This window comes from Fusibacter ferrireducens (assembly GCF_015352425.1).
Lineage (GTDB): Bacteria > Bacillota > Clostridia > Peptostreptococcales > Acidaminobacteraceae > Fusibacter_A > Fusibacter_A ferrireducens.
Window position 1 is genome coordinate 223,744 of record NZ_JADKNH010000004.1, and the last position, 19,058, is coordinate 242,801.

Here is a 19,058-nt window from a genome sequence, read left to right on the forward strand (position 1 = left end):
TGTTTTACAGAATGGCCAAGAGGAATTCTCTCATGACTTTACAGGCAGTTGCAGTGCTTACACCTGATTGGTCATAGTGTGGAGATAACTCCACGATGTCAGCCCCTATGACGTTTAAGTCTTTAAAGGATTGTAGGATCGTCATCATTTCGTTGAAAAAGATGCCGCCTGGTTCTGGCGTGCCCGTTCCTGAGAATATTGATGGATCTAGAACATCCAGATCAATAGTGATGTAACAAGGTGTCTTTGGGCCAATTGCATGGATACGTTCTTTAAGGGTATTAAATGTAAATTTTTCTAGATGGGTGTGTGATTTAGCCCATTCAAATTCCCATTTTTCACCTGAGCGAATGCAGAACTGATTGATTTTGCCATCTCCCATGAAGTCCCAAGCACGTCTGATCACAGCTGCATGAGATAGGGGTTCGTCCATGTAGTGCTCTCTTAAATCCGTATGTGCGTCAAAGTGAAGTAAAACAAGATCGGGATAAGCCTCATAAGAAGCTTTGATTGCCCCAAGAGAGACTAGATGTTCTCCACCTATTAAGAAAGGTTTTTTTCCAGATCTCAAGATCGTACGCGTGGTTTCTTCGATGATATCAAGGGATTTTTGAGCGTTTCCAAAGGGTAAGTCGAGATTGCCCACGTCTGTTAAGGCGTAATCCGCAAGATCTTTATCTTGATAGGGACTATATGTTTCCAGACCATAAGAATCCATTCTTATGAAATCAGCCGCAAATCGAGTGCCCGGTCTAAACGAAGTCGTCGAGTCAAACGGAGCGCCGAAAATGACGAGATCCGCATCGTCAAAATCAGAATCACAACCGATGAATGTGTGAATATTTGAATGCATGAGTTCCTCCATTATTCCTCTAACAGTTTTTTCACAAAAGTTGGCAGTGCAAAGCAACCTGTGTGAAGATCTGTGTTGTAGTATTTTGTTTCAAGGCCAAAAGCTTCCCATTTTTCTTTCTTAAAATCTTTTATTGGGTCCAGTGACTTGGAAGCAAAACCAAAAAGCCAGTGTCCAGATGGATAAGTAGGCATGTGAAATTGATAAACTTTGCTAATGGGAAATATTTTTTTTATTTTATCATGTGAACGTTTCATTTCTCTTGCATAGTTTGGATAATACGGGCTTTCATGTTGGTTAATTAAGATACCAGTCTCGGTAAGTGCCTTAAAACAATCTGTATAAAATGCCATAGAAAAAAGACCTTCGCCAGGACCAATGGGGTCAGTAGAATCGACGAGAATTAGGTCGTATTCGGCTACCTTACCCTGAATAAATTTTAAGCCGTCTTCAAAGTAAAGTGTAACACGTGGATCGGTGAGTTGATTTGCAGTGATGGGCAAGTACTTTTGACACGCTCTAACGACCATTTCATCTATTTCCACCATATCGATCTTTTCGATGTGTTTGTACCGTGTAAGTTCTCTAACTGTACCGCCATCGCCACCGCCAATCACGAGGACACGCTTAATGTCCGGATGAGTTGCCATGGGCACATGCGTAATCATATCATGATAGACAAATTCGTCTTTTTCGTTGACCATCATGAGACCGTCCAGTGTGAAGAATGTTCCAAACTCTTTAGATTCAAAGAAGTCGATTTGTTGAAAAGGACTGCTTTCAGAGTAAAAATGTCTCTTCACTTGAATTGAAAAATTGACTGTATTCGTATGCTTTTCTGTATACCATAATTCCATGTTGAATCCTCCTCAGCTATATAATCAATGTACCATCACAGATGGAATTCTTTTGAGTTCTATATTAGCCCTTTATGACCTTGATGAAATTTGCTTCTGGATCTTCCATGCCAGAGACAACCCCGTGGGAAGCTTTAAAGAGTTTAATCTGTTCAATAACAGATTCGTTAATACGCTCACCATAGCTCACCACTGGAATACCAGGGGGATAACTCATAAGCGATTCACCACTGATTCTACCCAGTGTGTCTTCAAGAGCTACCATTTCTTTATCTGCATAAAAGGCCTCTCTAGGTGTTAATACCACTTCTGGATAATGTAAATCTATTTTTTTATAATCTATACGCGCTGAATGGAAACGTTTACTAATCGATTTTAACGCGTCGATTAACGTATTGACACTGTCGTAATCGTCACCAACACTTAAAATTGCAAGTGAATTGTAAACATCTCCAGTCTCCATTTGTATATTGTAATCGTCACGTAAAATATCGTAGAGTTCCATGCCATTAAGTCCCATATTGCGTGTATTGACACTGAGTTTAGTGGGATCAAATTTATAAATGCCAGGTTGTTCTTCGGCTTCATAGCCAATAGCGTAACAGCCCGGGATTTTGTTGATTTCAGCCCTTGCATAGTCAGCGATTTCAATAATATGCGATAGTATTTTATGTCCCTCGGTTGCAAGCATTTTACGCGCCACATCAATGGATGCCATAAGTAGATATGAAGGACTCGTGGTCTGCATGGTGTTGATGACTTTGCGCACATATTGTGCATCAATGCGATCCGTTTTGACTAAAAGTGCAGAACTTTGGGTCAAAGACCCTCCTGTTTTATGAAGACTGACAGAAGACATGTCAGCACCTGCGTCCATACCGCTCATTGGAAATTTTTCATGAAAATGAAAATGGGAGCCATGAGCTTCATCGACGAGAACCATCATGCCCTTCTCATGGCAATAATCCGTAATTGTTTTTAAATCACAGGCTGCACCGTAATAAGTGGGGTTGATGATGAAGACAGCCTTGGATTCGGGATGGTCTTCATAAGCTCTCTTGAGGCTCTCAAGTGTAATATTGTGAGAAACGCCCATTTCGTTATCAATTTCCGGTGCCATATAAACGGGTTCGGCACCACATAAAATAAGTGCATTGATGGCGGACTTATGCACATTTCTAGGTAGGATAATTTTATCTCCAGTGGTTACAGTAGCCATAATCATAGTTTGAACGGCAAAAGAGGTGCCGCCCACTATCAAAAATCCCCGATCAGCGCCAAAGGCATCTGCTAAAAGCGCTTCACTTTCTTTGATGACACTTGTGGGATTACCTAAAAAATCCAGTGGTTTCATGGAGTTGACATCCAGTTCGAGCATTGTATTACCAAAATAGGCTGCAAACTCTGGTAAACCACGACCATGTTTGTGTCCTGGAACATCAAAGGGGAATACTTTTTTTGCGTGATATGCCTTCATGGCAGTAAAAATGGGGGTTTGTAAATGATCCATTCGCAGGGCTCCTTTCGTGGGCTACATCTTCGGAATATTGCGTCCGTAGTAGATTTCAGCCATTTCTTTTTTGAGTTTAGCAATAATTTCACGTTGCTCTTTAATCGTGAGATCGTCTTTATTAATTTCAAAGAGATAATTTGCAAGTTCGAAATCTTTGAGCATCATTTTTGTATGAAAAATATTTTCTTGGTAGACATTGACATCAATTAATTGATATTTATTTAAAGTGCGCTTTGCTATGAAGTTTTGAATTGAGTTGATGTTGTGATCAATAAATAGCTTTTGGCCTGAAGCATCTCGTGTAAAGCCTCTTACTCTGTAGTCAATGGTGATGATATCTGAATCAAAGCTGCTAATGAGATAATTGAGTGCTTTAAGCGGCGAAATCTGGCCACAAGTTGAAACATCGATGTCAACTCTAAAAGTGCTAATACCATTATCTGGATGGTATTCAGGGTATGTGTGTACAGTTAAATGACTTTTATCGAGGTGTCCCACCACGTGTTGAGGTATATTCACAAGAATTCCCTTGTTGCAAGAATCGTCCAAGGCAGTGTCTGGAACTTCTTCTTCTGAAATCAGGATAGTCACACTTGCGCCTTGAGGATCATAGTCTTGTTTAGCAACATTGAGCACATGAGCACCAATCATTTTAGTAACTTCCTTCAAGATATGTGTCAAACGTTCTGAATTATATTGCTCATCAATATATTCTATATATTTTTTACGATCTGCTTCAGTTTTAGTATAACTGATGTCGTAGATGTTAAAACTCAAAGTCTTAGTGAGGTTGTTAAACCCGTGAAGTTTGATTTTTTTATAACTTTTCAACAGATGATCCTCCTCGTTTAAAACAGTGCTTTTATCAGGGCGAAAAGCGACGAATAATACTTAAAATATTAACCTTTAAGTATACTAATACTATTTTTGCACAAGTATAATTATAGCAGAAAAAATTATAATTGCTAGTGTTTTATAGGTTTTTTTGAAATAAAAAAAAGTAAGCAATTTTAACAAAATTTAGTTTAAAATATTAAGTTATATAAATGGCATTGACAAACTTTTTAGGCGTTATAAAGTGCAACTCTTACAGTTTTAATCATAGGAAAAGCCCCTCAGTAAGAGGGGCTTTTCCAGGGTTGATATTCATGTGAGTTTGAAATAGCTTACTATTTCATTTGGCTTTGTAAGTATTTTAATAAATTGATTTGAGGGTATTTCTATCATACCCGTCAAAGGAGTCTTTAAACAAGAAAATAAAAAATATTTTTGATTTCTATATCATTAGAGTTGCTATGCGTGCGAGTGGATTCATGATACGGCAAGTATTAATCGATAAATTTAGTTACTTTATCGATAAAGAGAATACCCTCTAAATGATCAATTTCATGGCATAAGCATTTTGCCAAAAATCCTTCGCCCTTTATTTCGAAAGTTTCTCCATGACGATTTTGTGCGGATACTCTCACGAAATGGGGGCGATTAAGTTTACCCCATTTATCAGGGATACTAAGACAGCCTTCGGTAACTTCTTGAAGACCTTGAGTTTCAACAATAACGGGATTAATGAGCTCAATTAGCCCCTCGCCGAAATCTATAACGACAAGTCGTTTCAAGATGCCTATTTGTGGCGCAGCCAATGCGGCGCTATTATCTGTATGATAAAGTGTGTCAGCCATATCATCTAAAATGAGCTTGATTTTTTCATCCACTACATTGACCTCTCTACAAATTTTACGCAAGATGGGATCATCGTATAATCTGATTGTTCTAAGTGCCATGCTTTTCTCCTCTATCTAAGTCTTTTATTAATTTTATTTTACTGGGTTATCTGAGGAATGTCTATTTAATTGTCTAAATTGAAGGTTGATTGTGATTTGAACCAATGTGTAGTAAAATATAACAGTAGAACCATAGGGGGTACTTGTGGAAATAAGAGTAGGTATAATAGGGCCTCAAGATAGTATTAATAAAATAATGGAAGTTGCAAGATCACTGGATATTGTTGCAGATTTTGTAACTGAGGTTTATGTTGATTATAGTAATGTGGAGAAAGTGACTCTACGAATCCAAAAGAAATGTGATGTCTTGCTTTTTTCTGGTGAAGGGCCTTATAGTGTTGCCTTAAAAAAAGGCATACTGGAAAAACCGACTGTTTTTATTCCAAGAGGGGGTACGAGTTTTTACAGAACTGTATGGGAGATTCAAAACAAGCAGAAATTATTTAAAAGATTGAGTTCCGATGTTGTCTCTGCAGAAGAAATTAAGGAGACCATGGAAGAATTAGGGATACCCTATGATGAAACGCACTACATTAACCATAACTTTGCTGAAGACAACAACACGCTTATTGAATATCATAAAAAGCTTTGGGATTCTGGGGAGATTGATGCTGCTATCACTGGATTTTCGGGTGTCTACGAGGCGCTTAAAGCACATGGTGTGTCCGTCTATAAAGTCTATCCAACAAAATCATTGATTAGAGGATCATTAAATAGAGTTATTTTACTTGGACAGGTAAAAAAAGAAAAAGATGCACAAATGGCAATTCAAGTGGTCCGGCTTCGAGTAAGCGATGAAAATGCGTCATCAGCTTATAACTTTATGTTAATGCGAAATCAACTGGAAAAAATTTTGATTCAATATACCCAGCAAAATTTTGGAGCACTCTTTCCATTTGGAAGAGATGAGTATTTAATCTTTACCAATCGTGGTGCAATTGAAAATATTGGAGAAATCTTTGAAAAGCAATTTAACCCGTTTTCAGATCGCTTACAGTATTTGATTGTATCTTCTGGGATTGGATTTGGCCACACTGTTTATGATGCTGAAATGAATGCGCGAAATGCACTGAGTTATGCGATGCAGAAAAAGCATCATTGCATATATCTCAAGGACGAAGCTGGTATTCTGACAGGACCTTTTACAAGTGAATCCAATCAATGGATTTCCTGTAATCTGACTTCAGGCAGTGATAGTGTTATATCTGAAATCTCTGAAAAATCGGGATTGAGCCCAGCTTATGTATCCAAACTTCAGGGGTTGATTCATAAAATTGACCGAAAAGTAGTGGATGTCAACACCGTTGCAAATTATCTTGGCATCAGCCCAAGGAGTGGGCGCAGAATTTTAACGGCACTGGTCGAAACAGGATATGCTCAGATTGAATATTCTGAGAGTAAGGCTCAAACGGGAAGACCTCGAAAGATGTATACGTTGAGTTTATAAATATTAATGGATATAATTACTGGTTTAAGCTGATGAGTGATTTCACATATTGGCATAGAGGCAGCCACTCTAAATAAAAGGAGAAGACACCGTAAAAAAACGACCTCCTGAAAGCTAGATTTTAAAATCTAACTTCAGAAGGTCGATTGATTTTTTAGGGTGTTTTTTTGATGGGCAATTAAAAAAGTAAAACAGTCCATTAAAGCTAGAGGGTTGCTCAACGATTAGATTTGTAGACTCTATCTAATCAATCTATTTTAAATAGAGTTACAACATCCATCATTTCATTAATATCGTTGCCAAGCTGTTCTGAAGCGTGGGCCACACGATCAGTTGCATCCTTAAGATTTTGGCTTGCAGCATTTATTTCCTCACTGGATGCAGCTATTTCTTCGGAAACGGCAGATGCATCGGATACTTTAGACAAGACATGTGACTTCTCTTGATTAATCTCAAGGGTATAATGGTAAGCGGATTGTATCTTATTACTGATGTCTTCAAGTGCATCCACAATACGTTGATAAGCGCTGATGCCCGTATTAACAGCATCTGTTTGCATTTTGAGCTCGCTATTGAGCGCTTCGGTGGCTTCGATAATTTTTTTTGAATCTTCGGCAATGCCTTCAATGAGTTTATCAATGCTGAGTGAAGATTCTTTAGATTGTTCCGCGAGTTTTCGAATTTCATCTGCAACGACTGCAAAGCCCTTTCCGGACTCGCCAGCACGAGCAGCTTCAATAGCTGCATTGAGCGCGAGCAAATTGGTCTGTTCAGCAATATTGTTAATAAGTGTTGTAATATCAGTTACGTGGTTGATATTATCTCTAAGATCACCAACTTTGCCAGAAAAGTCATTAAAAATACGACCTGTGACATTGACGGAGTCCTTCATGACATTCATATTTTGGTTGCCCTCTACAGACATTTCGTTGACTTGTTTTGCACTTTGGTCAATCACTTTAATATCCTTGCTGATATCGTCCAGTTTGGCGCCAAACGAAACGATGATGTCATTGATGTCCATAAGGTTCTCAGACTGATCATTAATTGCAATTGAAGTCTCTTGAACAGAACATTCTACTTGAGAAGATAGGTTAGACATTTGCTTTGAAGTTTGAACAAGGTCTTCGGATTGAGCGTCAATTTTACTCGAGACATCATGCACGGATTTGAGCATATTACTGATAGATTCTCTCATGGTTTTCAAAGAGAGATATGCGGTTGCAATTTCGTCTTGTCCTTTGATTTCAAGTTGATTTTCAGAGTGTCTAAAATCACCTTTTGAAATGATCTCTAGGCTATGACTTAGCTTGTTAATTTTTTTAGAAATGTGGGATGAGAATAAAAAGGAACCTATTATACCTATAACCAAAAAGAAAAGAGAGATGAGAGCCATCTTAAAAGTCATACTGGATAAGACGGATAAAACTTCATTCTCGGGAACATTTATGGCTAAAGACCAGTGAGTATCTTTAACTGGAGAAAAGGCAACTATTTTTGTAATGCCTTCATAAGTATAGACACCATAACCTTCTTCACCTTGACTCATGCGTATGGTAATATCTCCAAGTTCATTTAAATCGGGATTTTCCTGAGTCATTTGAATAATATTCATAGAAGAAGCTACATATTCTGGATTTTCATGAGCAACAACAATGCCTTCACGATTGATCATAAAAGCCCTTCCGGTTTTTCCAACCAAGATATCATCGGTCAAGTTAGAAAGTTCGTTGCCGTTTCTTACACCGAGAAGAACACCGGTCTGCTTGCCAGTATTATTATAGATCGGAACGGCGTAAGACACAATGAGTGTCTTCCCATCGGATTTGCTGATTATTGGATCTGAAATTGCAGGAATGCCTTTTAAAGCTTGTTGATAATAGGGTCTGGCACTTAGATCTACAGAGACATTGTCATAAGTAAGTGCTTTGCCACTCATATCGCCAATGCCAAAAGAAAAATAACCGGATCTTTCAATTTGAGCTGCAAGATAGGCTTGTTTTTCAGACATAGAGATTTGAGCGCTACTGATCAGTTCCGTATTGGCAAAGGCCTCGAGTTCTGTGAATCTTAGGTTAACCCTTTCGCTGACAACATCAGCGGATGATGCGGCGTTTTTCATGAGTAAGGTTGCAGAATTAAATTTCAGTGCTTCAACTGAGGAGAGAAATGCAACTAAGCCAACACCTAAGCAGATGATAAGAACAATTAGACTGAGCACGATGCCGTATCGTGTGCGTATGTTTTTCATAAAACCTCCATCATTATAACCTTTATTTTAAAAAGACTGTATTTTATCTTTATTTTTACCCAAAGTTTGGTTTTGCAAGCGAAAAATGTTGATAGGCATTCAAAAAAAAGTGAATATTTAGAAAAATAACTTCACATTTTTATAAAAGCTGATATAATGAAACTAACTTTTATGGTCATGTCCGAAACAAGACCGTATATGTTGAGGTGTTTTTACTTGGGGTAAAACGCAATAATCTATTAATAATGGGAGGGAACTATGTCAAAAAAAAGTACTGCTGAAAAAAGCACATTGATGATGAGGATCTTTAAATGGGTAGAAGTCGCTGGCAACAAACTGCCGCATCCATTTACCATGTTTCTGTGGCTTATTGGTATCGTTGTGATTTTATCAGCGATATTAGGCACAATGGGGGTCACGGTAATACATCCAATCAAAGGTGAGCCTGTGGCGATAAAGAGCTTGCTCACAACAGAGGGGATTCGCTATGTGCTTTTAAATTTAGTCAAAAACTTTTCTGGGTTTGCACCTCTTGGATTGGTATTGTCAATGATGCTTGGTATAGGCCTTGCAGAACAATCTGGGCTGATGGACGCTTTTATGAAACGTTTTATCTTAGGCGCGCCAGAAAAAATACTCATTTTAGTAGTCTTTTTAATTGGTATTTGTGGTAATATTGCTTCAGATGCTGCTGCAGTTATTGTTCCAGGGTTGGCAGGTGCCATTTTTTATGGTGCAAAGAAAAATCCGATTGTGGGTATAATTGCTGGATATGCTGCTGCAAACGCAGGTTTTACAGCAAATCTTGTAATTGCTGGTACAGATGTTTTGCTTGCAAGCATGACGACGGAGTCTGCTAAGATTATTAACTCGGGCATTGAAGTTTCACCACTGGCTAATTATTATTTTATGTTTGCTTCTACAATCGTACTTGCAATTGTGGGAACGTGGATCACGTCTAAAATTGTCACTAAAGTTGCTGGCGAATATATACCAGAAGGAGACATGATCGGTCATTCAGAAGACCTCACAATTACTGAATCACAGAAAAAAGGTCTTAGACATGCAGGCGTTACAACATTAATCTTTTGGGGCATTGTAATCATAGCACTCATACCAGCAAGTTCTCCATTGAGAGGCGAAGGCGGCAGTATTATTTCATCACCATTTATCAAAGGCATTGTGCCCTTTCTACTATTTTGGTTTATAGCCATAGGGGTTGCCTTTGGGAAACAAGTTGGAACGGTTAAAAATAGTGCGGATATCCCTAAACTCATGGCAAAAGCCATAGAAGGCATGTCGTCTTATATAGTACTCGTGTTTGTCATGGCTCAATTTATCAGCTTTTTTAATTGGACTAATATGGGACTTGTACTATCTATATCCCTTACGGAAATGCTCAAAGCGGCACACTTCACAGGATTTGGCATGGTTGTGGCTGTGATCTTTATAACGATGTTCATCAATCTTTTTATAGGCAGTGGTTCAGCAAAGTGGGCGCTTCTTGCACCTGTTTTTGTACCAATGTTTATGATGCTTGACTATTCACCAGCGTTTGCGCAGGTGGCTTACCGTATTGGAGACTCTACTACCAATGCAATTACGCCACTTAGTCCTTACTTTGCAATTGCGCTTGGGTTTATGCAAAAATATAAGAAAAATATTGGCGTGGGAAATTTCTTCTCGCTAGCATTGCCATATGTCATTGGATTTGGAATCGTGTGGATCTTGTTGTTAGCGGTTTGGTTCTTTTTAAATCTTCCACTAGGACCTGGAGTAGGCATATTTTTATAGTAGATCATTTTTATAAAAAATATTTTGAGACAATACTACGATTCAAAAAATTCATCAAAGGAATCTATATTAAAGAAATCTATATTCTAAAGAAATCTTTGTAATGGATAAATGAATTATCTTTTGTTGTTCACCAGAGATTAATTGCTGGTGAACAACAAATTACCGTACAAATAGATTGGATGACAATAAGAGAGGTTTTATGCAATTACATGACAGTATGATTAAGGAAATTGAAAAATCAAAAGATAAAATTATAGAAAATAGAAGGCTTATTCATCAATATCCAGAAGTTGGATGGACTGAGATCAAAACAGCAGCGTTGGTAGCTCGCGAACTAGAATCTCTGGGATTTAAAGTTTCTAAGGGTGATGTTGTGATCAGTTCGAAGGCGCGTATGGGTGTTCCAAATCAATATATTTTAGATCAACATTATGCTGAAACCTTGGCGCTTGGCTATTCTGAGGCAGAACTTCAACCCTTTAAAGATGGATTTACAGGTGTCGTGGGCGAAATGAAATTTGGAGAAGGACCGACAATTGCACTTCGATTTGATATGGATGCCATTGGTCTGGAAGAATCTTTATCCACAGGACGTGGCCCTGTAGACAAGGGCTTTGTAAGTCAAATAAAGGGTCAAATGCATGGTTGTGGGCATGATGGACATACAGCCATAGGCCTTGGCGTGGCAGAGAGCATAGCCAAGGTAAGACATCAGTTAAATAAGGGGTCCATAAAGCTGATATTTCAACCCGCTGAAGAAGGTGTTAGAGGTGCAAAGTCAATGGTTGAAGCGGGCGTGCTTCAAGGGGTTGATTATGTTTTAGCTTGCCATATCATGGCGAATGAACCCTTTGGAAAGCTTATTTGTGGTGCCAATGGGTTTATGGCCACCGCTAAAATGGATGTTAGATTTAAAGGCAAAGCAGCGCATGCAGGCGCTACACCTAATGAAGGCAATCATGCCATTTTGGCTGCTTGCAGTGCAGTGCTCAATTTACATGCAATTCCAAGACATAGCGCAGGTGAAACTCGAATTAATGTGGGCACAATCGTAGCGGGCACAGATCGAAATGTTATTCCAGATGAGGCAAGACTAAAGATTGAAACACGTGGTGCCAATACGGCTATTAACGCCTATGTCAAGGATTATGCTTATCAAGTGATCAAACATGCGGGATTAATGCATCAAGTGGAAACAGAAATAGAAGTTGTCGGGGAAGCTGTTGGCGGAAAATCAGATGAACAATTGATTGATATCATTGGCTCTGTTGCGAAACGTTTGAATGTGTTCGATGAAATTGTGGCATCTGACGATCATGCAGGTGGCAGTGAGGATTTTACTTACATGATGTCAGCTGTTCAAGCGCAGGGCGGCAAAGCAGCCTTTTTTATGGTGGGGGCATCGCCTGATGGTACCGGTGGCATTGGGCACCATACTTCAAACTTTGACTTTAAAGAAGACGCTTTAGTAGAATCTATAAAGCTCTTTACAGGTATTGTCTTAAGTTTATTGTAAGCGACAGATTATTGTACAATAACAGAATTTGAGGCTAAAGGCTTCCTCTCAGAAACCAGTTGGAAAGGACGTCAGCGAAAATTGTCACTGGTATTTTGGATGAATTGGAAGGGAGATAACATGGACAAAAGAGAATGGGTATCTCATTTTATTGAATCAAGGGCTGATGAATTTATTGAACTTCAAAATAGGATATGGGATTTTGCTGAGATTAGGTTCAAAGAAGTGAAATCGGCATCGCTTTTGATGAAAATGCTTGAGGCCAATGGTTTCATATTGGAAAAGCCAGTAGATTACTTGGAAACCGCTTTTAGAGCAACATATGGTTCTGGAAAACCACAGATTGGGTTGTTGGCAGAATTCGATGCACTTTCTGGTCTGAGCCAATGTGCAGATACAATAAATCAGGAGAAGATAAGCACAACGGATAATGGGCATGGTTGTGGTCATCAGATACTTGGAAGTGCTGTTATTGCAGCTGCAATTGCACTGAAATCTTACATGGAAACGCATGAACTCTCAGGAAAAATTGTGGTCTTGGGTTGCCCTGGTGAAGAAGGTGGTTCTGGCAAGACTTTTATGGCGAGAGAAGGCGTTTTTGATGAACTGGATGTGGCGTTGACTTGGCATCCTATGACGCATAATGCCGTGTTTGGTTCAGAAACCTTGGCAAATTGTCAGGCTTATTTCAAGTTTAAGGGCGTTAGCGCTCATGCGGCAGCGACGCCACATCTCGGACGAAGTGCGCTAGATGCAGTGGAACTTATGAATGTAGGTACTAATTTTTTAAGAGAACATATGCCGCCTGAGGCTCGAGTGCATTATGCAATTACGGATACAGGTGGTCGGTCGCCTAATGTTGTACAAGCTGAATCGGAAGTGCTCTATTTGATTAGATCACCTAAAATAGCAGAAGTAAATGCGCTGTATGAGCGCGTATGTGATATTGCTAAGGGTGCTGCTCTAATGACAGGGACTCAGGTTGAAATAACATTTGATAAGGCTTGTTCAAACTATATGCCCAATGACACATTGGGACAGATTATCGCAGAGCAAATGCAAGTGCCTAAATTTGGAGATGAAGACTATAAAAGAGCAGAACGCATTCGAGGAACTTTTAAAACTGAGGAGATTGAAAATGACATTGTCATGGCTGAAGGCATTATGGGTGAAACCACCTCTGAATTTAAAAAAGCCTATAGACAAAAGGTTCTGGCCGATGTTGCTTTGCCCTATAGTGCAAGGCAGAAAAGGCTCTATGGATCGACTGATGTTGGCGATGTGAGCTGGATCGTTCCAACAGCGCAGTTTTATATAGCAAGTGCTGCAATTGGAACCTCCATGCATACTTGGCAAATGGTGTCGCAAGGTCGTACCTCCACTGCTCATGCAGGTTTAATGGCAGCAGCTGAGACATTGGCACTTACAGTTATTGAATTGCTAGAACATCCGGCCTATATTGAACGCGCTCAGGAAGAACATCGAGAAAAGCTATCTGGCAATCCATACATTTGTCCTATTCCAAGTGGTGTTTATCCAAAAATGCCTTGAAAATCAATCTCATTGTGGTGAAAGAGAAGCGCTGGATATGTTCAAAAAACAGAACTTTTTGAAAAAAAGGCGCAAGTGTCTTTGATTCGCGGACATGATGTGATATTGATTTCGACGGTATGTTAATAAATTAGAATTATCAGAAAAAAATCTATTTGGGTGTTGACATAATCCCTAAAAATGTTTATAATCAATTTCAATATCAACTAAAAAAAAGTTAAAGATAGTGATGGAGAACGATTCCTAAAGGAAACTGTTCAAAGCGAGCCACAGAGGGTGCAAGTGTGGTAGCAGTGTTGGGATGAAAATCACTCCTGAATTGATGATTCGATAATGTAGATGATTCCGGCTGTCACCGTTAATAGACTGGAGTTCATTGAATTTTTTTACGACGTGCATGAGATGAGTAAATATGGATCTGATGTGTGAAGATCGTAAAAGGGTGAGATCGACTTGATGAGAGCAGTTTTTTTAAGCTGAAATTGGGTGGTACCGCGGATAATAATTCGTCCCTATAGACAATCATATGAGATTGTTTATAGGGACTTTTTTATACGAAAAAGACGCTGGTCGCAGACAATTTTGGGAGGAGTGAGGATTATGCTAAGAAAGATTTATGCAAGTACTGATTACGGGGTACATTCACTGATTAAGGTAGTGGCAACATTGAGGAGAAAAGAGTTTGATGTAGTGGGTGTCAACATGAACTGCTTTGATGAGGAACGTGCAGACATATGCATAACCTTAAGAGAAAAGGAAAAACTCAATGCTGAATATGCTAAATATCAGCTTGAAAAAATTATAGATATTCAAAATATTACAATTGATGGAGGAGAGAACTAATGAAAGTTTACTACAAAGAGGATGTGACAACAAAACACTTAGAAGGCAAAAAAGTGGCGGTAATTGGATTCGGTTCACAAGGACATGCACATGCGCTCAACATGAAAGATTCAGGCGTAGATGTATGTGTTGGTTTATATGAAGGTAGCCCATCTAAGGCAAAAGCTGAGGCTGGTGGTCTTGAAGTATTTACAGTGGCAGAAGCCGTTAAAAAATCAGATGTCATTATGATTTTGCTTCCAGATGAAAAACAAAGAATGGTATATGAAGCAGAAATTAAACCATACTTAACAGAAGGTAAAGCGTTGGCGTTTGCACATGGTTTCAACATTCACTTCACTCAAATTCATCCACCTAAAAATGTCGATGTGTTTATGGTAGCACCTAAGGGCCCAGGACATTTGGTGAGAAGAGTTTACCAAGAGGGTAAAGGCGTGCCTAACTTATTTGCTGTTCATCAAGATTACACTGGCACTGCACGTGATTTAGCGCTCGAGTATGCCAATGCAATTGGTGGTACAAGAGCAGGTGTCATCGAAACAACATTCCAAGAAGAAACAGAAACAGACTTATTTGGTGAGCAAGTTGTTCTCTGTGGTGGCTTAACTTCATTGATCAAAGCAGGTTTTGAGACTTTGACTGAAGCGGGTTATCAACCAGAAATCGCATATTTTGAGTGTCTTCATGAGATCAAACTTATTGTAGATTTACTTTATGAAGGCGGATTTGAGAAGATGAGATATTCTGTTAGCGATACAGCAGAGTATGGCGATTATGCAACAGGTAAGAGAATTATAACAGATGAAACTAAAGCAGAAATGAAAAAAGTGCTTTCTGAAATTCAAACGGGAAAATTTGCACAAGAATTCTTGCTTGAAAATCAATTGAATAGACCAATGTTCAACAGAGTTAAAGCGCTTGAACTCGAGCATCCAATTGTTGAAGTGGGTAAGAGATTAAGAGGCATGATGTCTTGGATTGAAGAATAATTTAGAGGTTCTATAGGCATATTCTCCAATAGTGATTTAAGATTTGTGAGGGAGATTAATGAAAAAATTCGATTATAAATCAGACAAATACACGAGTGCCAATATTGTGAACGGTGTGGAAAAAACGCCACACCGTTCTCTTTTAAAAGCACTTGGACTTTCAAACAGTGATATGAAAAAACCTTTTGTTGCCGTGGTGAATTCGTACAATGAAATTGTACCGGGACATGTTGAGCTTAAGCGTGTGGTAGATGCCGTTAAGAAGGGCATTCTAATGGCAGGTGGACTGCCTTTTGAAATCCCTGCCATAGCAGTTTGTGATGGCATTGCCATGAATCATGAGGGCATGAAGTATTCACTTGCTTCAAGGGAATTGATTGCAGATAGTATTGAGATCATGGTGAAGGCGCATGCCTTTGATGGCATTGTCTTTGTGCCGAACTGTGATAAGACTGTACCGGGGATGCTCATGGCGGCAGCGCGCATTGATAGACCTTCTATCTTTGTCAGTGGTGGCCCAATGCTTGCAGGGAAGTTCTCAGGTTCTATGGACACTTTAAATGAAATTAGAAAAGGTGCTGTGAATACTGCTATTGACTTGACCACTGCATTTGAAGCTGTAGGGGCTTATCAAAATACGAAGATCGATTTGAATGTACTTGAAGAAATTGAGGACTCGGCTTGTCCAACATGTGGATCGTGTTCGGGCATGTTCACTGCCAACTCAATGAATTGTATTACAGAGGTTTTGGGGCTTGCATTATCCGGTAACGGTACGATTCCAGCGGTTTATCAAGATCGTGTTAGACTGGCTAAGGACACAGGAGAACGCATTGTTGAGCTGATCGAGATGGATTTAAAACCTAGAGACATTGTAACGGCTCAAGCACTTAAAAATGCACTTACTGTGGATATGGCATTGGGATGTTCCACAAATACGATTTTGCACTTAACTGCAATTGCCAACGAACTGGAATTGCCTATTGGACTTTCGGACTTTGATGCGGTATGTGAAAAGACGCCAAATCTTTGTAAATTGAGCCCAGCAGGACCTTGGCATATTCAAGATTTACATGAAGACGGCGGTATAGATGCCGTTATGAAAGAACTTTCTAAGGCAGATCTTTTGGACCTTGACGTTAAAACTGTTTCAGAAGGTGTGTTTTTAAGTCAAAAACTGAAATCTGCTCAACGAAAATCAAAGGGGATTATTGCATCCATAGAGACACCTTATAGCCCGACAGGTGGTTTAAAGGTTCTAAAGGGCACATTAGCGCCAAATGGAGCTGTGGTGAAAAAATCAGCAGTTTCGGAGAAAATGCTAAAAAATATTGGCAAGGCACGCGTGTTTGAATCTGAAGAAGCTGCAACAGAAGCGATTTTAAACAGACAAATTGTGCCAGGTGATGTGGTGGTTATACGCTATGAAGGCCCTAAAGGTGGCCCAGGTATGCGTGAAATGTTGACACCGACCTCTGCACTATCAGGGATGGGCTTAGATGAAGCGGTATCGCTTATAACAGATGGTAGATTTTCTGGTGGTACAAGAGGTGCGGCTATTGGACATGTCTCCCCCGAAGCTTATGAAGGCGGCGTCATTGGATTGGTTAAAGAGGGCGATCTCATTGAAATCAACATCCCAGAGGGGGTTTTGAATTTACAGGTTTCAGAAGACGAGCTCGAATTGAGACGATCAACACACCAAATCTTTGAAAAGCCAGTAAAAGGGTATTTAACACGTTACCGTCAGTCTGTAACATCTGCAGATGAAGGTGCGATTAGTAAAAAATAGAAGTTTGACAGAAGTTTATAAAAATATGGACATCTAATAGATAAAGGAGCAGGGGTATATGCTGAAAAATGGCGCTCAGATATTACTAGATTTATTATATGAAAGTGGCATTGACACAATTTTTGGATACCCAGGTGGCGCTGTGATTCCTCTATATCACGAACTTGGCGCACAATATGACCGCTTTACCCATATTAGAACTTCACATGAGCAAGGTGCAGTGCATGCTGCAGATGGCTATGCGCGTTCTACAGGTAAATTGGGTGTCTGCTTTGCTACTTCCGGACCGGGTGTTACCAATACGGTAACAGGTATAGCAACCGCTTATCTTGATTCATCGCCACTCTTAGTGATTTCAGGTCAAGTGCCAACAGCATTGTTAGGTAAAGATTCATTTCAGGAGATTGATATCACAGGGATGTGCATGTCGATTACCAAGTACTCTGTTCTTGTGAGAAAAATTGAAGACCTTGAAAAAATTATTAGAAAAGCGATTAAGATAGCAACGAGCGGTAGACCGGGTCCAGTTTTAATAGATATTCCTAAAGATTTGTTTATCAAAGAAGTAGAATTTCCAAGGTATCCGGATTATGAATATGAGATGAGTCAACCCAAAATTGATCTGGAAAAAGTTCAATACGCATGTGCACTGATCAATCAATCGGAAAGGCCAATTGTCTATGCAGGTGGCGGTATCCGAATTGCTGAGGCACATGAAGGACTTAGACGGTTTTGTGTAGATAAAGAAATCCCTGTGGTAAATACACTGATGAGTTTGGGCACTTTTCCGAGAACACACGAACTTTCTCTTGGCATGGTGGGCATGCATGGTTACCCAGAAGCCAATATGGCCATTACAAAATCGGACTTGATTATTGCTATCGGCGCAAGATTTAGTGACCGTGTTATCGGGAATCCCAAGGATTTCGCAGAACATGCTAAAGTCATTCACGTGGACTTTGATCTTACTGAATTCAGTAAGAATATTGATGCTGATGTGGATATTTGTGGCGATTTAAATGTGATTTTAGAGCATTTTAATCAAAATGTTGAAGAAAGGCATCGTGGACCGTGGCTTAAAGAAATTAAAGTTTACTGTGTTGAACAACAGATTTCAGAAACCATGGGCGAGGGCTTGCCCCCTAAAGATGTGATTGAAACTGTTCATGAGAGTCTTGGAGGCACCAGTATTATCGCCACCGATGTGGGCCAGCATCAGATGTGGACGGCTCAGTACTTTAAATTTCAAAATCAACGGCAATTTATTACCTCAGGTGGCCTTGGCACAATGGGTTTTGGCCTTGGTGCTGCCATTGGTGCTAAAATGGGGAATCCTGATAAACATGTGGTATTGATTACTGGGGATGGCAGCTTTAGAATGAATAATAACGAACTTGCCACAGTGATGGATTACAACATCCCTATGCTAATCATTTTATTCAATAACAGCGTGCTGGGTATGGTTCGGCAATGGCAAAAATTGTTTCAAGCGGGCAGATATGCAGAAACAACGCTTTCAACGCATATGGATTATTGTAAACTTGCCAGTGCTTATGGCATAGAGAGTATTAAGGCAAGGTCCATTTTCGAACTCAAACAGAGTGTGGAACGCTTTAAGAAAAGTGGAAAAGCGATGTTTATAGAATGTAAAATCAACAAGAATGAAGATGTATATCCAATTGTGCCGCCTGGAAAATCCATTGACCAGTATTTGACACGATAACATTATTAAATCTCTATAGCTTAGCTATAGGTTTAAACTCCAATAAGTAAGAGAAAAGAACTCATTCAGGACAGTGAGTTCTTTTCTCTTTTACATAGCATCATGATACATTGTTTTAGAGTCAATTATATACAAGAATCAACAT

Annotated in this window: 14 protein-coding genes and 1 other annotated feature; of the genes, 8 read left to right on the forward strand and 6 right to left on the reverse strand. The window is 39.4% G+C overall.

Features of this window, described 5'->3' with window-relative positions; all coding sequences use genetic code 11:
• Window positions 1-4 precede the first annotated feature (4 nt).
• From speB to def, 5 genes are all read right to left on the reverse strand, one after another.
• Window positions 5-853, reverse strand: a complete 849-nt coding sequence (gene speB / locus ISU02_RS08010; RefSeq protein ID WP_194701291.1) for an agmatinase — start codon at window positions 851-853, stop codon at window positions 5-7.
• 11 nt (window positions 854-864) lie between these two features.
• A complete protein-coding gene (speE, locus tag ISU02_RS08015; protein WP_194701292.1) occupies window positions 865-1,710 on the reverse strand; it encodes a polyamine aminopropyltransferase in 846 nt (281 codons plus the stop codon).
• A 64-nt stretch (window positions 1,711-1,774) separates the two neighbouring features.
• A complete protein-coding gene (locus tag ISU02_RS08020) occupies window positions 1,775-3,220 on the reverse strand; it encodes an aminotransferase class I/II-fold pyridoxal phosphate-dependent enzyme (RefSeq protein ID WP_194701293.1) in 1,446 nt (481 codons plus the stop codon).
• Window positions 3,221-3,241: 21 nt separating this feature from the next.
• On the reverse strand, window positions 3,242-4,054 hold the full coding sequence (speD, locus tag ISU02_RS08025; RefSeq protein ID WP_194701294.1) for an adenosylmethionine decarboxylase: 813 nt from the start codon (window positions 4,052-4,054) through the stop codon (window positions 3,242-3,244).
• Window positions 4,055-4,551: 497 nt separating this feature from the next.
• A complete protein-coding gene (gene def, locus ISU02_RS08030; protein WP_194701295.1) occupies window positions 4,552-5,004 on the reverse strand; it encodes a peptide deformylase in 453 nt (150 codons plus the stop codon).
• A 145-nt stretch (window positions 5,005-5,149) separates the two neighbouring features.
• Here def and ISU02_RS08035 point away from each other — a divergent pair, with 145 nt between their 5' ends.
• A complete protein-coding gene (locus tag ISU02_RS08035; protein WP_194701296.1) occupies window positions 5,150-6,451 on the forward strand; it encodes a helix-turn-helix domain-containing protein in 1,302 nt (433 codons plus the stop codon).
• Between the two features lie 247 nt (window positions 6,452-6,698).
• Here the strand turns inward: ISU02_RS08035 and ISU02_RS08040 are convergent, their stop codons facing one another.
• Complete coding sequence (locus ISU02_RS08040; protein ID WP_194701297.1) at window positions 6,699-8,702, reverse strand: methyl-accepting chemotaxis protein; 2,004 nt, start codon at window positions 8,700-8,702, stop codon at window positions 6,699-6,701.
• Window positions 8,703-8,960: 258 nt separating this feature from the next.
• Between ISU02_RS08040 and ISU02_RS08045 the strand changes: the two genes are divergently transcribed.
• The 7 genes from ISU02_RS08045 to ilvB all read left to right on the forward strand — a co-directional run bounded on the left by ISU02_RS08045 (window position 8,961) and on the right by ilvB (window position 18,913).
• Window positions 8,961-10,496, forward strand: a complete 1,536-nt coding sequence (locus tag ISU02_RS08045) for an AbgT family transporter (RefSeq protein ID WP_207736227.1) — start codon at window positions 8,961-8,963, stop codon at window positions 10,494-10,496.
• A 202-nt stretch (window positions 10,497-10,698) separates the two neighbouring features.
• Complete coding sequence (locus ISU02_RS08050) at window positions 10,699-12,015, forward strand: amidohydrolase (protein ID WP_194701298.1); 1,317 nt, start codon at window positions 10,699-10,701, stop codon at window positions 12,013-12,015.
• 120 nt (window positions 12,016-12,135) lie between these two features.
• A complete protein-coding gene (locus tag ISU02_RS08055) occupies window positions 12,136-13,566 on the forward strand; it encodes an amidohydrolase (protein WP_194701299.1) in 1,431 nt (476 codons plus the stop codon).
• Between the two features lie 217 nt (window positions 13,567-13,783).
• Window positions 13,784-14,083: a binding site (T-box leader), on the forward strand.
• A gap of 83 nt (window positions 14,084-14,166) precedes the next feature.
• Window positions 14,167-14,409, forward strand: a complete 243-nt coding sequence (locus ISU02_RS08060) for an ACT domain-containing protein (RefSeq protein ID WP_194701300.1) — start codon at window positions 14,167-14,169, stop codon at window positions 14,407-14,409.
• Window positions 14,409-15,398, forward strand: coding sequence for a ketol-acid reductoisomerase (gene ilvC / locus ISU02_RS08065; protein WP_194701301.1), 990 nt, complete (start codon window positions 14,409-14,411; stop codon window positions 15,396-15,398). Before ISU02_RS08060 ends, ilvC begins: the two co-directional genes overlap by 1 nt.
• A 58-nt stretch (window positions 15,399-15,456) precedes the next feature.
• Entirely contained in the window at window positions 15,457-17,190 is a 1,734-nt protein-coding gene (gene ilvD / locus ISU02_RS08070) for a dihydroxy-acid dehydratase (protein WP_194701302.1), read from the forward strand.
• 58 nt (window positions 17,191-17,248) lie between these two features.
• Window positions 17,249-18,913, forward strand: a complete 1,665-nt coding sequence (gene ilvB, locus ISU02_RS08075; protein ID WP_194701303.1) for a biosynthetic-type acetolactate synthase large subunit — start codon at window positions 17,249-17,251, stop codon at window positions 18,911-18,913.
• The last annotated feature ends 145 nt before the right edge of the window (window positions 18,914-19,058 follow it).